Genomic DNA, 19,234 nt, shown 5'->3' with positions numbered 1-19,234 from the left:
ATGGTATAATAAGATTGAAGAATATGGATACGATACATTCACAACAGTAGCAAACTCTATTGAGAATCATTATGAAAGGATTCTGAACTTCTTTGTGAACAGGAGTACAAATGCAGCAGCGGAAGCATTTAATGCTAAAATCAAAGCATTTAGGGCATCATTTAGAGGAGTAGTGGATATGAGCTTCTTCCTTTTTAGGCTAGCAAAGGTATATGCATGAAGGGAATTGACTAAACTTAATCCCCCAAGAATTACAACTGAGCCGGAATTATTTCTTTTCTTCCTTATCTCCCAGATAATTCCAAACTACCGCACTCAACGCAGCTCCTACAAATGGAGCAATGATGAACAGCCACAACTGCGACAATGCTTCTCCTCCCTGGAATAATGCCGGAGCAATACTACGCGCCGGGTTTACAGAAGTCCCTGTGATAGGAATACATACAATATGTACCAATACAAGAGTCAAACCGATGGCAAGTCCTGCCAGATTGCCTGCTCCCTTCTTCGAGTCGGTAGAGCCGAGCACCACTAATACAAAAATAAAAGTAAATACTGCTTCCGCAATGAATGCCTGCAACATTTCTCCATCGCCAAAACCATTGGAACCTGTAGCCGTAGGTCCGTCATGAGCACCGGTGGAAACTAAAGCAAAAAGAATAGCCGAGCCGATAATAGCTCCGATTACCTGGAAAATCATATACATACCTGCATCTTTTCCATTCATACGCCCAGTTAAGAACACTCCTAATGTAATAGCAGGATTAATGTGACATCCTGAAATACCTCCGATAGCATACGCCATCGCTACTACTGAAAGACCAAATGCTAAAGCTACGCCGACTGTTCCCACGCCAGCACCTACCGTACCGGTTACACTACCGGCAAAGACGGCACTTCCGCATCCCATAAGAACGAGCACCATCGTTCCAATCATTTCTGCAATGTACTTTTTCATAACTATAAATAATGGTTAATGCATCAAATATAGAGAATTAACCCAAGAAAACAAAACCTACGTGCCTAAATTATTATTGCCTTCGCAACATTTTTGAATAAAAGACAAGCAAATAAAATGAAAAAAGGACTTTTGCACACCATATTAGCCTCTACCTTATGGGCACATCGTAAACTCTTTTATCAAGCAAGGATTGAGCAATGACGCCACTCCGATGAATTTCTCCGAAACCCGCTTTGCCACTGTTGGAATTATTCTTTTCGCTTATACCCGGTACAAGGGTATATGACAGGAATCATCTCAATCTCTATTATTATAGCAAACACTGTATGGACTGCAAAGTAAGCATTTCTTTGGGGACTGCTGCTTTTATTTCCTCTTTCAGAACACATAGCAGGCTGTGACGAATAAAATCTCTATTTGTCGCCAGCACCACTTGCCGCGTCGGTCGGGGGATAGCAAACGGACGTACTAATTGTCGCTGTTCTTCCGTCAATTGAGCCACTGCCAGTTCGGGAATAAAAGTGATTCCTTTTCCGCTTTCTACCATTCTCATAAAGGTTTCCATGCTTCCCAAACGATAAGCCATCTGACTAACCTTCACCGCTTCCATCTGACAGAAACGGACAAGTTGGTCACGAAAACAATGTCCTTCGTCCAAAAGCCAAAGATGTTCGCCGGTTATATCGGAAGTGCGGATAACGTCATGTTTGAACGAGGGTTCTTTCCGTGATACATAAGCATAGAATTGCTCATAGAAGAGAGTTTCTTCCGTCAAGAATGTGTCTTCTAATTTACTGGCAATAATCCCTGCATCCAAATCACCGGCATGCAGAGCCTGCTGAATATCCTGGGTTTTCATTTCCGTGACACGAATATCCAGTTCGGGATATTTCTCCATCAGTTGAGGGAAAAAGCGAGGTAGCAAATAAGGAGCGATAGTTGGTAATACTCCCAAACGGAATACACCTGATAATGATTGCTTATCTTCACTGATGATTTCTTTTACTTGAGCTGCCTGCGCCAGAATCACACGAGCCTGGTCTATCACTTTCTGCCCGATGGGTGTCGGGCAGACGGGTTGCACTGTCCTATCGAACAACTTTACTCCTAATTCATCTTCCAGCTTCTGAATCATGGCACTCAAAGTGGGTTGCGTCACACGGCAATATTCGGCTGCCCGTGCGAAATGCCTGAACTGGTCTACGGCTAATATATATTCTAATTGTTGTATCGTCATCTATCAAATCATGTTAAGTTATAGATTTCATCTATGCAAAGATAGAAATTTTCAGTTTGACAACAAGCATTTTCCGCCTTATCTTTGCAGTACAGAAAAAAAGAAAACAAGTATAAATCATTAAAAATAAAAAGAATATGAAAACTTTAGAATTTATCAAATTGAATGAATCGGGAGCAAACAACGTAGTAGCATCTTTGCAACAACTATTAGCAGACTTCCAAGTGTATTACACCAATCTCCGCGGTTTCCACTGGAATATCAAAGGACATGATTTCTTTGTTCTCCACAGCCAATTCGAAAAAATGTATGATGACACAGCCGAAAAGGTAGACGAAATTGCAGAACGTATCTTGATGTTGGGCGGTACTCCAGCCAATAAATTCAGCGATTATTTGAAAGTAGCAAATATCAGTGAAGTAGATAAAGTGAGCAACGGTGAACAGGCACTGAACAATATCCTTCAGAGTATCAGTTATCTGATTGGTGAAGAACGTAAAATACTGTCCATCGCTTCTCAAGCCGGAGATGAAGTAACCGTTTCGATGATGAGCGATTATCTGAAAGAACAGGAAAAATTGGTTTGGATGTTGACGGCTTATAATAGCAAGTAATTAAGATAAAAGGTTTAAGTTTAAAAAAGGAGATGTGTCAAAATAATCACATCTCCTTCTTATTTCTATTCAAACTTACAAATAAACTAGAAGAATCAAGGACAAGGTACTTCAGTCATCCATTCTATAGCACCACTTCCTTCCTTCACAGCAGTATGACCATGTCCGGTATAATCCTTACACTCATCACTCATATCATCCAGCTTCCAGTAGCCTTCCAACCCTTCACTGTCAACTTCTACAAAACAACGATGAAGCGGATTCTTCAATTCGGAAGCAGACAATGCCCTTGTCCAAAAACGTGCTTCGCTCACAGAACCTTTCAAATAGAAACCGTTTTGCACTCCCGGTGCAGCTCCGATGTAGAACTTATCTGACAATGAAATCGGATTTGCATATTCCGCTTGTACAAACAAAATTCCATCAATGTACAAAGACAGGGTATTATTTTCAAATACTCCGGCTACATGATACCAAGCATTCTTTTCGAGCGTATATCCCAACTTACCAGCATACACTGACCACCCTTTCGTTGCAAACATAAAGACAGGCACATCACCTTCACCTCCCACACGGTCAGGAGTTCCATCTACAAAAATCCATGTACCTTTCTCTGCATTCTCTCCAACAGGAAAACCTATAATACTCATTAGATTACCACCATAGTATTTAGGGAACTCCCATAAACTTACTCTTGTTTCGATAGTAAATGCGCTCATATTCTGGAATCTGCTGACATCATTATCCTTAAAGTTTATCTTAAAATAATTCTGTCCATTCAGTTTAGGAACATTCACAAGTAACTTCCTGTTGACTATGACATATAAAACATCACTTCCCGGCAAACTAGGATAATCCTTATTTTTACTAACCAATTTTACAGGTAACAAGAAATTAACGCCTTTCTGTATGGCATCTATGTCCTTTACCACTAGTTTCACCGCTTCGGAACGATATTTGCCGCTTTCTACCAACACAGAACTGCTCGACAATACACAAGCACCTTCCGGCAGAGTTTTGTAAGACTCTCCATGATCACTATTATAGCGTTCCACCAACGAATTGTCAATCATCAATTCACCTTCTATATTTGAATTTGCAATCAACGAACTGGAAATTGTTATTCCTAGTTCATCGTTATTGTTCGTTGCAGAAAAAGTCGTTATAGGAGTTTTTTCAGCAGCGGTGATATACACAGCTTCCACATCTATGCTTTCATTGCAGGCCGTTCCTATAAAGGCAAGGCATGAAAGGCACGCAACAGCCAATCTATTTTTTGTGAATAAATTCTTCATTTCTTTACAACTTTATAATTGTTATTCTTCGACTTCAACCTCTTCTCCGTCTGTTTCATCTTCCACTGTTTTACCGGCAGGATTCATAATCTGAATCGCCTGGCGTGCATAATAGTAATTATTAGGTGGTACAGGCAAATTCAGATGGTTTCCTTCAGCATATCCGAACTGTAACACATACGCACCGCAACCTGCCACGTTCTTCGGACTTTCGACAGCATAGTGAGCCATTCCCCATAAACTGGGAATATATTCATTGTTATATCTATAATTCACTCCACCTTGTCCAAACGCATTGCCAACCTGACTCACCCATTCACAAAAGATCCTCTTTTCATTCGGGAATCCTTTCCCATAATCTTGCCATCCATCCTGACATCTGTTATTCAGTGAAGATTCGGAACTGGCATTATATGCCTGACCGATAAAATAATCAAAACGGTCTGCATATTCAGCGTCATTCCACTGTCCGTCAACAACCAACAACTTATGTTTACCATTCACTTTATATTGCTCATCACACTTAGGTCCCAGGTATTTACTCATTACATCAATAAAAGTACGCATCATCTCTGTGGTATAACTATCTCCGCCGAAACTTGGTTCATAATCCAAATCAAATCCATCCAATCCCCATGTATAAATAGAATCAACCAGATTCTCAGCGTATACTATCATCGAATCTAAATCCTCTCTTCCTTCTCCAGTCGTAGCAAAATATTTATCCGGCCACATTGTCAATAATACCTTGGTACCTCTGCGCTCTTGAAGGAATTTCACATCCTCCCGATTCTGTTTATTATTCACATATCCGGTAAAGAATGAGACAATATCAAGGCTATCAGGGATACCTCTTAACCGAGTCTGCATGGAAGAAGTAGCAGGACTATAATTCATCCATGCAAAGAATATCTTATGATCCGAATTCTTGTAAGCAATCAATGCAGCCTCTTCTTCCGGTGTCAATTCTTTATATTTCATTTCCGGTAAAATAGTCGGTTCAGCTTCAATCCAATCGCTGCATCCGATAATCTGAGTCACCATAAACAGGCAACACAGAAATTTTATTATCCGATCGTTTTTCATATCCATATAAAACTATTAAGATTATACACTATTTTTTAATTCTGATAAGGTTTATCATTTCTTTTATCCCACCAAAGTTTCGTACCTCCATTGTCGGCGCCATCCAGCAATTCGGCATTATTCACAGCTTCCTGGTATAAATCAGGATAGTCTTTCGACAAGTTGGTAGGATAAGGCAATCTTGCCACTTGTTTTTTAGTGTCGATACGCCCGCCACTATTATTTCTGGCCACCCGAATCACTCTCGGACATCCTGTTCTTCTGAATTCGCTCCATGCCTCTTGCCCGTCGGGGAACAGGGCAATCCACTTTTGAGTAATGATTTTTTCCAATCTTTCATCAAAATTGGTAGCATCCGCCCAGTTCACAGACACCTGTCCCGTACCACTGTCACTATAACTGGAATTTTTGGGGTCAACATAACCTTTTGGCAAAGTAGTCCGCTTCATGTACGCAGTTGCATCTCCCGCTTTTGCCTGGGTAGCCCCCAGAGGTTGGGAAAAAGCAGTCGCAATCCCATTTTCATATAATGTTTCTGCGTCTCCTCCCGCATTCCATTTACGCAAAGCAGCTTCCGCACGTAGAAAATAGACTTCCGCAGCATTCATAAACTGGATAGGCGTACTTGAAGAGACATTCAGATTAGAAAATACCTTATAGTCATTTCCATTAAACATACTACCGCATCTGATTCCGTTATATTCTTTAAATCCGGAAACTTCCGATTTGGCAAACCAAATATCCAGACGAGGATCTTCATACCCTTTCAAATAGCCCTCCAGGGTTGCTCCCAAACGACTGTCATTGTAAGTGTAACAAATCATATACAAAGGATTGACCGTTGCAGAGCCATCCACTTTTAACATGGCATTATCCTCATTATCAATAAATACACCGTCTCTTATTGCCTCTTCAGCTTTCTGCTGGGCCATCGTTTCGTTTACATAAACGATACGAAGAGCTAGGCGCAACTTCAAAGAATTGGCAAACTTTACCCACTTTTCAAAATCACCGCCATAAATCTTATCATAACTTACCAATGGCTTGGCACCGGGATTATCTTTGATAAACTCTTTCAATATCCCGATTGCCTCATCCAGTTCGCTAAAGAACTGTTCGTAAATGTCTTGCTGTGAAGTGAACGGCACATCGGAAGCAGGTGCGAAATCCTTATAAGGAATCGGACCATACATATCCGTGATGCGGTGCATACCGAAAACTTTCAAAATCTGTCCCACTGCAAATGTGGAAGGGTTGATATTCCTTTTAGTATAAAGGGTATACCAAGGACTCATATAATTCTGATAAGCCACAGTATAAGCCGCCGCACACCAGTCGGGATACATATCATACGTCGTATTGTTTCTTCCGTTACTATCAAACATGTTGGAAGCTCCCTGATGCCCGGAAAAGATATCTCCGGCAAGGCTAAACATTTTCTGATAGTTATTGACATCTATATTCTGGTCTTTTGTAATACACGGATACATCTGATACTGCATCTGCGTTATCATCGAGCCCGTACCCAAGTTGTCATATCCCAGCTCTTCTTCCGTCACAGCATTGGGATCGGTATTTGTCTCCATGAAATCTCCTGTACAAGCTCCTAATATCCACAAAGAACAAGCAGAAACCAGAAGCAGACTTTTGCCGAAATATCTATTATTTAGTATCATTTTCATCTGTTTGTTAATTTAATTATAATGTAAATTTAAGACTCACACCGAAGCTTCTTAAACTCGGCATCATGAAATAGTCTATACCTTGATAGAAAGTACCCACTGAAGAGGTTAGTTGCGGGTCAAAAGGAGCCTTATTATAAATCATAAACAAATTACGTCCGGTCACGGACAGAGTCAAATCCTTCACAAAGTTCTTGAACAATGGTTTGAAACGATAAGAAAGCGAAGCTTCCCTCAAACGTATATTGGTAGCATCATATACATAATTGGACAACACGCCTGTACCTGCCCCCACTTGAGTATAGTAAGTTTCTGCATCCATCAGCACTCCGTTTACAAGCACGCCACCATTGTCACGCGCCTTTGCACTCTGTTCAGATGCACCGAAAGAATCCAGAACAGCTTGTGTGGCAGAAACCACTTTTCCGCCAATCCGGGCATCAATCAGGAAGGAAAGCGTAAACCCTTTATAGCTGAACGCATTGTTAAATCCCAAAGAACAATCCGGATTGGTATTTCCCGCATAAATCAAATTCTCATTGTCCACCATCATGCTCAAGGTATTCGGATTCACATATACATATCCGTTTCCGTCTTTTTTCACCGAATTGACATATATATCACCGATAGAACCACCTTCATCAATATAGTTACGGAATGAATAAGAAAGTCCTCCCATGTCGAAATGTGAAACATTCATATCGGCTCCGGTAAACGGATTAGGAATATTTCTCACCAATTCCACAATTTTGTTTTTATTGTAGGTTACCGTAAGTTTCGGTGAATAATTGAAATCTCCGAATGTCAAATCCGCATCAATAGAAGCCTCAAGACCTTTATTGTTTACTTTACCGGCATTCACATAGAAATTGGCATAACCGCTGCTTTCCGGTGCTCTGAACTTAAACAACTGGTCGTAGGTGTTAGCGTTATAATATGTTATGTCTAATCCTAACTTGTTATTCAGGAAACGGGCATTCAAACCAATTTCAAACGACTGTGTCTTTTCAAACTTCAAATTGTCGATAGGAAGGTCGGGATTGATACTTACACCACCGCCCGGACTAATCGGATAAGACGGAATAGTAATTCCAGCAAGTGACATCGGCACATTTCCTACCTTAGCATACGACAGACGAAGCTTGGAGAACGTCAATATTTTCTCCGGCACTTTGAAGAACTCTGTCAACACAAAAGACATACCTACCGACGGATAGAAGAAACTCTTGTTCTTGGTATTGGCAAGCAACGAAGTCCATTCGTTACGTCCGGTTACATCAAGGAATATTTTTCTTTTCCAATCCACAGAAGCACTAAAGAATACAGCTTGCGACTTCATCTTTTTACCCTCCTGATATTGGGGTTCCGGAGTCAGGTTGTTCAATGTAAACTTATTGGCTACGCTGGCGAGAGGTGCTCCGAATTCCAGTTTGTTAGAATTGGCCGTATAATCGAATGAAGCATTCTTAAAGCTGGCACCCGCATTGACTACAAATCCCCAGTCTGATACCGTTTTCTGGAAATTGGCAATCACATCTCCATAATCCTGTATATTCTTTTCCGTTGCCAACAAGTACGAGCCTTTATCCGAGCTGGAAGCCAGCAACAGCAATGTAGAAGCATAATTTTTGATTTCATTCTTCTTGTTATCACGGTCCGTACGGAAACGGGCACTGATGTTAAACCATTCATTGAACGTATATTTCAAACTTCCACCGATAATAAAACGTTCATTATGGTTTATATTGAAATTGCGGTGTGTAATCCAATATGGATTCTGGATGCTTCTCTTTTGGTCGCCATAGGGCCAGAATTGAACCGGGAATCCTCTGTCCGCACTATACCGCTCATAAGATTTATACTTATCTATATTATCACCGCGAGGAAACAGATAAATCGGTACAATCGGATTATAATAGTCACCTTGCGAAAGCATATTCTGCGCTTTCTTGTTCGTATACATAAAAGTAGCTCCCAAAGAAAGTTTGTCCGTAATGGTATATGTACCATTATAGGAAACATTGTAACGGTCGAGGTTGTTATTATGAACTACCCCACGGGCATTGTAAGAAGAAAGGGAAATATAGGATTTATGATTCTCCGTTCCCAACTGTGCCCCGATGCTGTTAGAGAAACTCATACCCGTGTCAAAGAAATCTGCCGGATCATAATTCGCAGGAGTCTCCAGCTTCGGTCCCCAACTGGAAAATTCATCCGTACGACTTCCGTACGTATTTTGCAACTTTGGCAAGAGAAGTGGTTGGTAGAAATCGGAATAATGGGAGAATGAAATACGAGGCTTTCCGTCTTTCAGTCCTCCTTGTTTGGAGGTCAACATGATTACTCCATTCGCAGCCTGACCACCATAGAGAGCAGCTGCCGAAGGTCCTGTCAACACAGTCACTTCCGCAATATCCTCCATATTGATATTGGAGATACCGTCACCTTCGTCTACTCCTCCATACTGTGCATTAGAGGTAGCCCCCCTCCGCGGGAAAAGATCGGGAAGCGGTATACCGTCCAACACATACAATGCATTATTGTTTCCTTCCGCGTTTACAGACTTGCTACCACGCATCACCACCTTTGTGGATCCACCGATACCGGAAGCCCCTTGGCTAATTGTGACACCTGCCACCTTACCGTTCAACGCATTCGGCACACTGGCTTCCTTGACAGACATAAACTGTGCATCGCCCAATTTCTGCACATTATAACTCAATGCCTTGTCCGAACGCTTGATACCCAATGCAGTGACAACGACTTCATCAAGCACTGCATTGTCTTCTTGAAGTACAATATTCAAAGTCGTATTTCCCGTAATTGTTACATTTTGAACCGTGTATCCTACATAAGAAAATTCAAGGACATCTCCTTTCTTCGTCCTAATCGTAAAATTACCGTCAATATCTGTAATTGTACCGACATTTGAACCTTTTACTTTTACATTTACTCCAATAAGAGGTTCGCCATTCACATCCTTTACTATACCTTTTACCGGAATAGTCGCATCTTCCATTGTTTTCTGTACGAAAGGTTTTGCGGAAAGAATAATCTGTTTATCCACCACCGTATAAGATATAGAAGTGCCCCGGAATATTTCATCCAGAATATCCTGTATCTTGCCGGAATTATTATTCACTGAAACAATGCGGTTCTTCTGAATCGCCTTATCATTATAAAGGAACACATAATCCGAACTTTCCTCTATCTTATTCAGTACCTGTTCAATAGATACATTATTCATCGAAATGACTCCCCGTATACGTTGGGCATAGCCATTTGCTGCAGAAAGTTGCAATACGACTGCAAAAAGTAATGTTAGACTAATCCTCATAACTAAAGGAAGTTTTAGATTTAAAGCATATTTAAAGCATAATGCAATAAATGAATGATTTTTTTTCATACATTTGTAGCTGACTAAAGTTTATTACTAAATGAACTAAGGTGTTGATTCCGGTTAGCGTTTGCGAGACCCTGTACCGTGAATCTTAGATTTGGGAGAAGACAGCCGTTGGTAGCGGCCCTCCTCCCTTTTTTGATTATCAATATGTGTTATATCATAGGCTATTTGTTTTTTCAGATGATTACTAATATAAATCTACTATTATTTTCGTCTTTGTAAATGTATCATCTTCCCGTTGTTCGGGAGTCAAAATCTTCCATTTCAGGTTTGCCGACTTAGCTAAATAATCTAATATCTGCGTCAATGTTTCCGTTCTGAAAGTGGCCCGATAGCTATACTCCTTTCCCAAATGATTATTGAATTCAATATCTACGTTGAAATGACGTTCCAGACGCTTGATTATTTCTTCCAACGAAGCATTCCGGAATATCAATTTTCCATCCTTCCAAGCCACCTTCCCATAAACATCCACTTTATTTTTCTGCACCTGGCGGGTCTGTTTGTCATAAACCAACTGTTCACCGGGAAGCAATGTAATCGTTTTTTGTCCAGGAGGCAGTACATTGACTTTACCTTTTTCCAATACAGTTTCTATGTAGTTATCGTCCTCGTAAGCTGTCACGTTAAATTGCGTACCATACACATATACGCTCAACCCATTCGGCGTATTCACATAAAACGGACGCTCCGGTTCTGCCTCCACTTGAAAATAAGCCTCACCAGTCAGTTCCACATTGCGGTTGTCTTTTTGGAAAACAGTAGGATAACGCAATTTACTACCAGAATTAAGCCAGACAACAGAATGGTCCGGAAGTTCATAACGCACCACCGTTCCCATGGTAGAAATAACTTCTGCGTATCTTATTTCTTCTTCCGACTCTGCAAAATATAAATATCCCAAAATCAATGAAGCCAATAGCAACGGTATGGCCAGAAATGCAGCACAACGTATCAGTTGATTGTGCAGTCTCGTTCTTTTCAGCCCTCTAATCTTCATTTGAGACTGTCGATAAGCAGCTAATGCATCAATCGACTCCATTTCTCTAATATCATCACCCAAAGCTTTCGCCTTGCGGAATGATGCCTCCAGTTCTTTATTATTCATACTTCCTTTTTTTATAATTGCAACTATATTAATAGTACAATCGACTCATTGAAAAGGGACATCAAAAGCCAATCATTTTTCAATAATCTGAAAAAAACATCCGTAGACTCTTTAATCTACATATAAGGAAAATCTACGGATGTTTTTCCATTCTCTTCTCTATTGATATAGACTACAACGGTCCTGTATATTCAAATCCCACAATATTAACAGAAGGATACGACGCATCTGCCCGCAAATTTAATACCCCCTCTATAGTATAAATATCACTAACCGCATCATATTTTACAATAAACGAACCGGGATCGTCAGAGTCTAAGCTTCTATAGCTGCCACCACCTGTTACTGTCACATATGCACTATTTATTTGGGCTTTAGAATATTCTCCCGGTTGTAATTCGGATAATTTCAAACTTAATTGTATACGATTACTATCATCATCCGAAAGTATTAGCGTCAAACTGCCATACGAATATTTATATGCATCAGTCATTGTTAAATAGACATCAGTATTAGGCATAGTTTGAACTTCTACATTTACATTTTCATTCAGTTTTTTCAGATTACTTTCCCAAAAAGCGATTTGTTCCTCAGACAATAACACTTCAACTGTCCGGGCTTCTCCATCTATTGTTGTTTGGTTACCACAATGAAGCATAAAACCATCTTCATATAGCATAGCCTTCAACTTCAATGAGGACAAATGATTATTGTTACAATATAACTCTTTAAGATTTTCACTTTTTCCTACGGACAAATTGCTCAATTTATTATGGCTACAATCAAGTTGTGCAAGTTTAGGCCATGCTACATTTAATGTAGTCAATTCATTTCCACTAATTTTCAACACTTCCAGTCCTGCAAATTCAACCAATTCATCCACACTTTTTATTTTGACTCCATTCACCCCACCGGTAATATCAATAGCTTTTACTGCTGACGCTTCATCAGGGGAAAGTACACCGTTACCATTCGTGTCCCACTTCGGGTAAGTAACTCCGTCTATTTCCTGCTCTGTATCCATTCTGGATTGACAATAAGCTTTCAATGCAGGGTCGGTTATTCTTTCAAGCACATCATTTCTTATCATAAATGTAGCTACAATTACTACATCCTCCATAGGCATAGTAAATGTGGAAGGATTTGCCTGCACATTCTCAACTATAGTATTACCGACTCTTACTTTCCATTCTTTAAATAAAAATCCATCAGCAGGAGTAGCCGTAACAGTCACAGCTTCTCCCGCTACGGCTATTTCCTTATCAGCTGTTGCAATGGCGCCGCCATAACCGGTAAATGCAGTAATTGAATGACCCTGCTTGTCTTCATCTTCTCCACACGAAAAGAATATAACACAAACTACAGCCATCAATAAAAAACTCAATCGTTTCATGTTTTTCAATTTTTGTTGATTAATAAATTTATTACTAAATGATTCAATGTTACCAACAAACTCATCTTGTTTCACTAAGGCGGTGAATTATCCTCACTTATCCACATTCATACTGATGATAAACTCACTTTCGATTCCCGGCAGCGTTTGCGAGACCCCGGACTATGAATCTAAAAACAAAAGAAGAAGATTGTTAATCAAGGTTCGTAGTGTTATTCAATTGAAATATATATATTCCATAGGCTATTATTTTAAGTTCAACAACATTAATAATACAAATAGGATGCCTAAAAAGGACAGAGAAATCAAACTTTTTTTTATTTTTTTCCGAATTCAGTTAAAATGAAACGATAATACCAACTGAAACACAAAAAAAGAATGGGAAATTAGGGTTAATCAATTATTGTATTATATATTTGTAGCAAAATGAAAAAACACAGAATCCCTAAATAATGAAAATTTCTTTTTCCAAACAGACTAAAGAACGGGCTTTCAAGCAACTTTATGAGGAATATTATGCCCCATTTTGTTTGTATGCCAAAAGGTTTGTTGACGATAAAGAAACACGTGAGGACATCGTTTCGGATGTATTCACTTCATTATGGGATAAACTGGATACTGACTCTTTTGATCTTCAATCGAACACTGCATTAGCTTACATTAAAATGTGTGTGAAAAATAACTGCCTGAATTTCTTGAAACATCAGGAATATGAATGGAGCTATGCGGAAAATATTAAGAAGAAAACTCCAATTTACGAAACAGAACCGGATAGTATATATACTCTTGATGAACTATACAGAATGTTGTATGAAACATTGGACAAACTTCCGGAAAACTATCGTACAGTATTTATGAAAAGCTTCTTTGAAGGCAAAACGCATGTAGAAATTGCAGAAGAGATGAATCTCAGTGTGAAATCCATCAACCGTTACAAGCAAAAGACAATGGAACTTTTGCGCAATGAACTGAAAGACTATCTGCCATTGTTACTTTTGTTATTCTATCGCACATAACAGTCTCTCCTTATCATCACATACAAACTATTACTTTTCCGTCTGAAAAATATTAATAGTAAAGTTGCTTTTGACTAATAGCAAACTTCCAATCCTTTATATATAAAGTTACTTTTGACTAATCATAAACTATAAATGCAAGCTTCGTTTTTATAATCAAAGGTTGCATTTATAAAAATGAAACTTGCAATTATATAATCAAAGCTTACAATTATAGTTTATAATAGGTAAAAAACAAGTTTACTATTAACCCAAAACAAGTTTATCTATAATGAAGAATAACTTTACTGTTAATGATTCAAGCGTAAAATAGCAGTAGATTGTTATACAACTGCTATGAGAAATAACAAGAATGAGTATGAGAAATGCCTGTTTTTAGGGACAGAGCACAGGAAAAATATGAGAAATGCCAACTTTTAAAAGTATTTCTCATATTCTATTACATTATGTTTCAACAGGTTGACTTATATTCATGAGAATATGAGAAATAGAATTGCCAAATCACTCTGGGGGGGGGAGGCTCCCTAAGTTCCTCAATTTACAAGTTCACTAGTTTTACCGGGAACCTCAACTACATTTTGCATCATCATGTAGTTCTATGGATGGGAACTGCTGCGAATGGGAAAGGTATGATGCTGCCAAAGTGCGGCAGCCGACCCGGTCTATTTTGCCGTTTTCCGTCTGTGGAATAGATTCTGTAATAAAAATATGTTTGGGACGATAGTATGGTTCCAATGTTGTCTGCAACTTATTTTCTAGCTCTCTCGTATCCAATTGTCCCACTATCAATAAAGTGACAGCCTGCCCTAAGCGCTGATCCGGAACTGAAGTAATGACAAAGGACGCAGGAATAAACGGGCGAAGTAACTTCTCCATCTCTTCTGCTTGAATCTTAATTCCTCCACTGTTAATCACATTATCTTTCCGGCCTAGAATCATAAAACTTCCATCGGGATAGATACGTGCAATGTCATTGGTTTGCAAAATCTCATCACAGACAAGGGGGGCATCAATCACCAATGTGTTCTCTACGGATAAAGACAGTTTTACTGAAGGAAATGGATAATAATGTTCTGAAGCCGATGCTCCATTCAGACGACGAAGGGCAATATGCGACAAGGTTTCAGTCATGCCATAAGTGGAATAAACGGCAGTCGGAAGATATTTTATCTCCGTTTCCAGAGCCTCATCAACGGCTCCGCCTCCTATAATCAGAATATCCGTTTGCTTTAATCGTTCTTTCTCTTCGGGAACTTGCAACGTATTATAAACTTGCAGGGGAACCATTGCCACAAATCTCAAAGGCTCTTTTATATCCGCTAAAGGATGACCGGAAGCAGGACGTACAATCAAATTCAAACCTACAACCAATGAACGTACGACCACCATCATTGCACCGATATAACGAAGATTCATGCATAATAATGCCGACTCACCTTTCTTCAAATTCAGAAATTCACAAGTCAGACGCGCACTTTGCATCATTTGATCCTTGCGTACCATCAGTTCTTTAGGTATACCCGTGGAGCCCGATGTATGAACTGTAATAACAGGAGAATCATTAAACCATTCGTTCAGGAAAAGATATAAATTCCAATAAGCAGAAGAATGAGCTTCTGCTCCTCCTGCTATCAGTTGGCTTATATCTTCAAAAGTGTATTCTTTTCCTTCCAGTAGCAAGCGCTGTTGTTGTCGATCAAATATCATCAGAATATCCTTTAAATACCACTAAATACCATCATTTACAAAACCACAGGCAATCTTTTCTGATTTCAAGAGGCACTTCTATATTGTCAGTAAAGAGCATACCCGTTCCCAATCCTTGTGGCAACGGATTATTGAATGTTGCACACCAATGGGCGATAGCGTTCAAACCAATGTTGGACTCTAAAGCGGAAGTGATCCACCAGCCGATATGTTGCTTTTCCGCTTCCATAATCCATTCATCTCCTCCGCATATTCCTCCGTGGAGAGATGGTTTAATGATGATATATTGCGGACGGATGGTTGCCAGCAGTTTCTTTTTTTCATCCAGCGTGTTGCATCCTATCAGCTCTTCATCCAATGCTATCGGCAACGGAGATTCAGAAGTGAGCCGGGCCATTTCCTCCCATTGTCCGGCACGGATCGGCTGTTCGATAGAATGTAAATCAAATTCCGACAGACGTTTCAGTTTTTCCATTGCATCACCCGGAGAGAAAGCACCGTTTGCATCTACACGCAACTCTATTTCTTTAGAAGAGAAATGGGTACGAATATGGCGTAACAACGCCAATTCTTTTTCAAAATCGATAGCACCAATCTTTAGTTTGACACAACGGAATCCGGCTTCCATCTTTTTCTCGATTTGGGATAACATGTGATCAAAATCTCCCATCCAAATCAAACCATTAATTTGAATCCCTACCTCTCCACGAGAAAAAGCCGTATCGGACAAAGCCCAACTCCCTGCAAAGAAATGCCAGATAGCCGTTTCCAAGCCAAATAAGATGGAAGGATACTGGCATAAAACATCCTTATCCCACATTCCTTGTTCTTTCTCTACTTGCCGACAAAATCTTTTTAATATATCTTCGTAATCAGGAAGATCGTCACAACTTAAAGCGGGCAAAGGTGCACACTCCCCTATTCCCACTCTGCCAGGGAAGTCAGGAGAGGTAAAATGAAGATACCAAACTTTACGCGTAGTATATGTTCCTCTGGAAGTCCCGGCAGGTTGCTTGAAATGGAGCAATCGGGGAATAATTTCTATTTTACAATTCATCGTGAATAATTTTTCAATTCACCACAGAATAACACAGAGCCTCACGAAGTTTTAACAAGTTATATCTCTTGCAGTTCTCCTACCATTCTCTCCTCCACAGTCTTGCTTTGCAGAAAATCGGGCTTAAACGCAGGAAAAGCAAACTCTGTGGTACTCTGTGGCAAAGCCGATTTTAAGGGAATTTCGGATATTGTTTGAAGTTCGGTTTACGTTTCTCCAGAAACGCATTCTTTCCTTCCTGTGCTTCATCAGTCAGGTAATAGAGCAACGTTGCGTCACCTGCCAATTCCTGAATACCTGCCTGACCATCCAGTTCGGCATTCAATCCTGCTTTAATCATGCGCAAAGCCAACGGACTAAGCAACATCATTTCTTCTGCCCACTGCACATATTCGTCCTCCAACTGCTCCAAAGGAACTACTTTATTCACTAATCCCATGTCCAATGCTTCTTGTGCATTATACTTCCGACAGAGGAACCAGATTTCGCGTGCTTTCTTCTGACCTACCACACGTGCCAGATAAGACGCACCGAATCCGGCATCAAAGCTACCTACACGAGGACCCGTCTGACCGAAAATAGCATTTTCCGACGCAATGGACAAATCACATACCACATGAAGCACATGTCCGCCACCAATAGCAAAACCGTTCACGGCAGCAATCACCGGTTTCGGGATGCTGCGAATCTGCTTTTGCACATCCAATACGCTTAGACGAGGCACACCGTCTTTTCCGATATATCCGCCACGTCCTTTCACATTCTGGTCGCCACCCGAACAAAACGCCTTATCACCGGCTCCGGTAATCACAATCACATCAATATCCGCTTCTTCACGGCAGATGCGCAATGCGTCACTCATTTCAGCAGTAGTTGTCGGAGTAAACGCATTCCGATAGCGCTCACGGTTGATCGTGATACGGGCAATTCCATTATAATAATCAAAAAGAATATCGTCGTATTCTCTAATGGTTGTCCACTCTCTTTGTGTTGACATAATCTATTTTTGTTTTAATTGATGATAATAATTCTTCAACATGCGCGCGTCCTTGTTTTTGTTGGTAAACACCTCCAAGAGCACAGGCTGCTCCATAGCTTCCGGTTGAGTGAAAGTTTTCATCGCTTCAGCCAGTTCTTCGTCATTTTGCGCTTGCAGATAGAGAAACCCACGCTCTTCTGCCCAACCTTTGGCCGATGTTTTATGAACTGCCGCAATAAATTTATGTGAGGTACCCGACATATCCAATCCCGGCAAGGTATGGAAAATCTCTCCTCCTCCATTATTTAACAGAAGAACACGCAGATTGGAGCGAACATTGACGTTCCACAACGCATTCATATCATAGAAGAAGCTCAAATCTCCGATAGCTATAAAGTTCAGTTTGTCGGAAGCTGCCGCATAACCGACAGCCGTAGACAGCGAGCCTTCAATGCCGTTTGTTCCCCGGTTGCAACAAACTTCAATCGTAGAAGGAATGGAGTATAATTGCGCATAGCGCACCACCGAACTGTTAGCCAGATGCAACGCACATGACTCCGGCAAGGCTTTCAACAACGTACCGACAGCAGACATTTCCGAATAAGCAAACTCCGGTTCAGGAATGATCTTGCAATAGTTTTCCCACACACGGGGATATTCAGGAGTCCGATTGTCCAGCAAACTGGCTATCTTCTCCAGAAACTCGAACGGGTCCATTTCGATCACCGTAGTTAATGAGCCATACAAATCGACCACCTCACCGTCCGGCGATACGTGCCAATGTTCTTTAGGCGGATGCTGACGGAGCAACTTCTTCAATCGTTTGGAAACGACATGTCCTCCATAAGTAATCAGCAGCTCCGGAACCATCTGATCTACCTTCTCTTCGGGCATGGCATAAAGCGCCGCATCGAAGTTCTTTACCGGAATACCGGGAACTGTCTGGTTGCCGATATGTTCCGTCAACCAGGCAAAATGTTTATATAATAACTTGATATATCTTTTTTCAAACAGATAGATAAGATTCATCTGACCGATGATAATCATACGCTTCTGGTATTTATTCATCCGGTCGACCAAATCGTTATAATCACGATCGTAGACGTTCAACCCCTGATAACGGGTTATGACACGCACTTCTGGAAGCGAATCGACCGTAAACTGGAACAATGGTTCAGAAATAGGGATATTGATATGTACCGGTCCTTTTCCATGATGGTTCGTCTCCAGCAATGCTTCATTCACCAGACGATTGCAATACCATTCATCTTCTTCCGTATGAATCTCCGGAAGGTTTACCGACTTCTTGACCAGCGTCTGAAATACGCCTGGTTGTGGTACAGTCTGTCCGTCCATTTGTCCGATCCAGGCAGCGGGACGGTCTGCAGAAATAATGACCAGAGGAACATTTTGATAAAATGCTTCTGCCACAGCCGGATGAAGGTTTAATAATGCAGTACCGGAAGTGCAGCAGACAGCAGCAGGCTTACCACCATTCAACGCAAGACCGATGGCAAAATAGCCGGCACTCCGTTCATCCGTCACCGGATAGCAGGTAAAATTCGGATGGTTAGACAAAGTATGCACTATGGGGGTGTTACGACTACCCGGACACAACACAACCTTAGTAATCCCATGCGCCTCAAGCAACGCAACCAACTGGAGTATGTTCTTCTTGTCTGTATACATGATGATA

At 40.6% G+C, this 19,234-nt stretch carries 15 protein-coding genes; 3 read left to right on the top strand and 12 right to left on the bottom strand.

The genetic code is table 11. The features are described 5' to 3' along the window. The coding region (locus HMPREF0106_RS05475) for a transposase (RefSeq protein ID WP_009038818.1) at nucleotides 1-220 on the top strand (220 nt) is incomplete at its 5' end. 48 nt (nucleotides 221-268) lie between these two features. Here the strand turns inward: HMPREF0106_RS05475 and HMPREF0106_RS05480 are convergent. Together HMPREF0106_RS05480 and HMPREF0106_RS05485 are read right to left on the bottom strand one after the other, a co-directional pair. Next, complete coding sequence (locus tag HMPREF0106_RS05480; protein ID WP_004314740.1) at nucleotides 269-958, bottom strand: MIP family channel protein; 690 nt, start codon at nucleotides 956-958, stop codon at nucleotides 269-271. 313 nt (nucleotides 959-1,271) lie between these two features. Next, entirely contained in the window at nucleotides 1,272-2,198 is a 927-nt protein-coding gene (locus tag HMPREF0106_RS05485; protein WP_008643125.1) for a hydrogen peroxide-inducible genes activator, read from the bottom strand. A 137-nt stretch (nucleotides 2,199-2,335) separates the two neighbouring features. Here HMPREF0106_RS05485 and HMPREF0106_RS05490 point away from each other — a divergent pair, with 137 nt between their 5' ends. Next, nucleotides 2,336-2,812: a Dps family protein gene (locus tag HMPREF0106_RS05490; protein WP_004314742.1), complete on the top strand. Its 477-nt coding sequence runs from the start codon at nucleotides 2,336-2,338 to the stop codon at nucleotides 2,810-2,812. A gap of 95 nt (nucleotides 2,813-2,907) precedes the next feature. Here the strand turns inward: HMPREF0106_RS05490 and HMPREF0106_RS05495 are convergent, their stop codons facing one another. The 6 genes from HMPREF0106_RS05495 to HMPREF0106_RS05520 all read right to left on the bottom strand — a co-directional run bounded on the left by HMPREF0106_RS05495 (nucleotide 2,908) and on the right by HMPREF0106_RS05520 (nucleotide 12,854). Further along, nucleotides 2,908-4,107, bottom strand: coding sequence for a DUF1735 and LamG domain-containing protein (locus HMPREF0106_RS05495; RefSeq protein ID WP_009040774.1), 1,200 nt, complete (start codon nucleotides 4,105-4,107; stop codon nucleotides 2,908-2,910). Between the two features lie 21 nt (nucleotides 4,108-4,128). Next, nucleotides 4,129-5,199, bottom strand: coding sequence for a glycoside hydrolase family 18 (locus HMPREF0106_RS05500; RefSeq protein WP_009040773.1), 1,071 nt, complete (start codon nucleotides 5,197-5,199; stop codon nucleotides 4,129-4,131). Nucleotides 5,200-5,228: 29 nt separating this feature from the next. Continuing rightward, on the bottom strand, nucleotides 5,229-6,869 hold the full coding sequence (locus HMPREF0106_RS05505) for a SusD/RagB family nutrient-binding outer membrane lipoprotein (protein ID WP_009040772.1): 1,641 nt from the start codon (nucleotides 6,867-6,869) through the stop codon (nucleotides 5,229-5,231). Between the two features lie 22 nt (nucleotides 6,870-6,891). Further along, nucleotides 6,892-10,212 (bottom strand): SusC/RagA family TonB-linked outer membrane protein, encoded by a 3,321-nt coding sequence (locus tag HMPREF0106_RS05510; protein ID WP_009040771.1) that lies wholly within the window; start codon nucleotides 10,210-10,212, stop codon nucleotides 6,892-6,894. A gap of 253 nt (nucleotides 10,213-10,465) precedes the next feature. Continuing rightward, nucleotides 10,466-11,386 carry a FecR family protein gene (locus HMPREF0106_RS05515; protein ID WP_009040770.1) on the bottom strand — a complete coding sequence of 307 codons (921 nt, stop codon included), beginning with the start codon at nucleotides 11,384-11,386 and terminating at the stop codon, nucleotides 10,466-10,468. A gap of 172 nt (nucleotides 11,387-11,558) precedes the next feature. Then, nucleotides 11,559-12,854: an InlB B-repeat-containing protein gene (locus HMPREF0106_RS05520; RefSeq protein ID WP_009040769.1), complete on the bottom strand. Its 1,296-nt coding sequence runs from the start codon at nucleotides 12,852-12,854 to the stop codon at nucleotides 11,559-11,561. Nucleotides 12,855-13,231: 377 nt separating this feature from the next. Between HMPREF0106_RS05520 and HMPREF0106_RS05525 the strand changes: the two genes are divergently transcribed. Further along, complete coding sequence (locus tag HMPREF0106_RS05525) at nucleotides 13,232-13,795, top strand: RNA polymerase sigma-70 factor (protein WP_009040768.1); 564 nt, start codon at nucleotides 13,232-13,234, stop codon at nucleotides 13,793-13,795. Between the two features lie 567 nt (nucleotides 13,796-14,362). Here the strand turns inward: HMPREF0106_RS05525 and HMPREF0106_RS05530 are convergent. From HMPREF0106_RS05530 to menD, 4 genes are all read right to left on the bottom strand, one after another. After that, nucleotides 14,363-15,502, bottom strand: coding sequence for an AMP-binding protein (locus HMPREF0106_RS05530; RefSeq protein WP_008019070.1), 1,140 nt, complete (start codon nucleotides 15,500-15,502; stop codon nucleotides 14,363-14,365). A 31-nt stretch (nucleotides 15,503-15,533) separates the two neighbouring features. Beyond that, nucleotides 15,534-16,559: an o-succinylbenzoate synthase gene (locus HMPREF0106_RS05535; protein WP_008770858.1), complete on the bottom strand. Its 1,026-nt coding sequence runs from the start codon at nucleotides 16,557-16,559 to the stop codon at nucleotides 15,534-15,536. 172 nt (nucleotides 16,560-16,731) lie between these two features. Then, nucleotides 16,732-17,556: a 1,4-dihydroxy-2-naphthoyl-CoA synthase gene (gene menB / locus HMPREF0106_RS05540; RefSeq protein WP_004310001.1), complete on the bottom strand. Its 825-nt coding sequence runs from the start codon at nucleotides 17,554-17,556 to the stop codon at nucleotides 16,732-16,734. A 3-nt stretch (nucleotides 17,557-17,559) separates the two neighbouring features. Then, a complete protein-coding gene (gene menD / locus HMPREF0106_RS05545) occupies nucleotides 17,560-19,227 on the bottom strand; it encodes a 2-succinyl-5-enolpyruvyl-6-hydroxy-3-cyclohexene-1-carboxylic-acid synthase (RefSeq protein WP_008643120.1) in 1,668 nt (555 codons plus the stop codon). Nucleotides 19,228-19,234 lie beyond the last annotated feature (7 nt).

The organism is Bacteroides sp. D22 (assembly GCF_000163675.1).
In the GTDB taxonomy this organism is placed as follows: domain Bacteria; phylum Bacteroidota; class Bacteroidia; order Bacteroidales; family Bacteroidaceae; genus Bacteroides; species Bacteroides xylanisolvens.
Note: the sequence above shows the minus strand (reverse complement) of the source record. Positions and strands in the feature narration are given on the sequence as shown.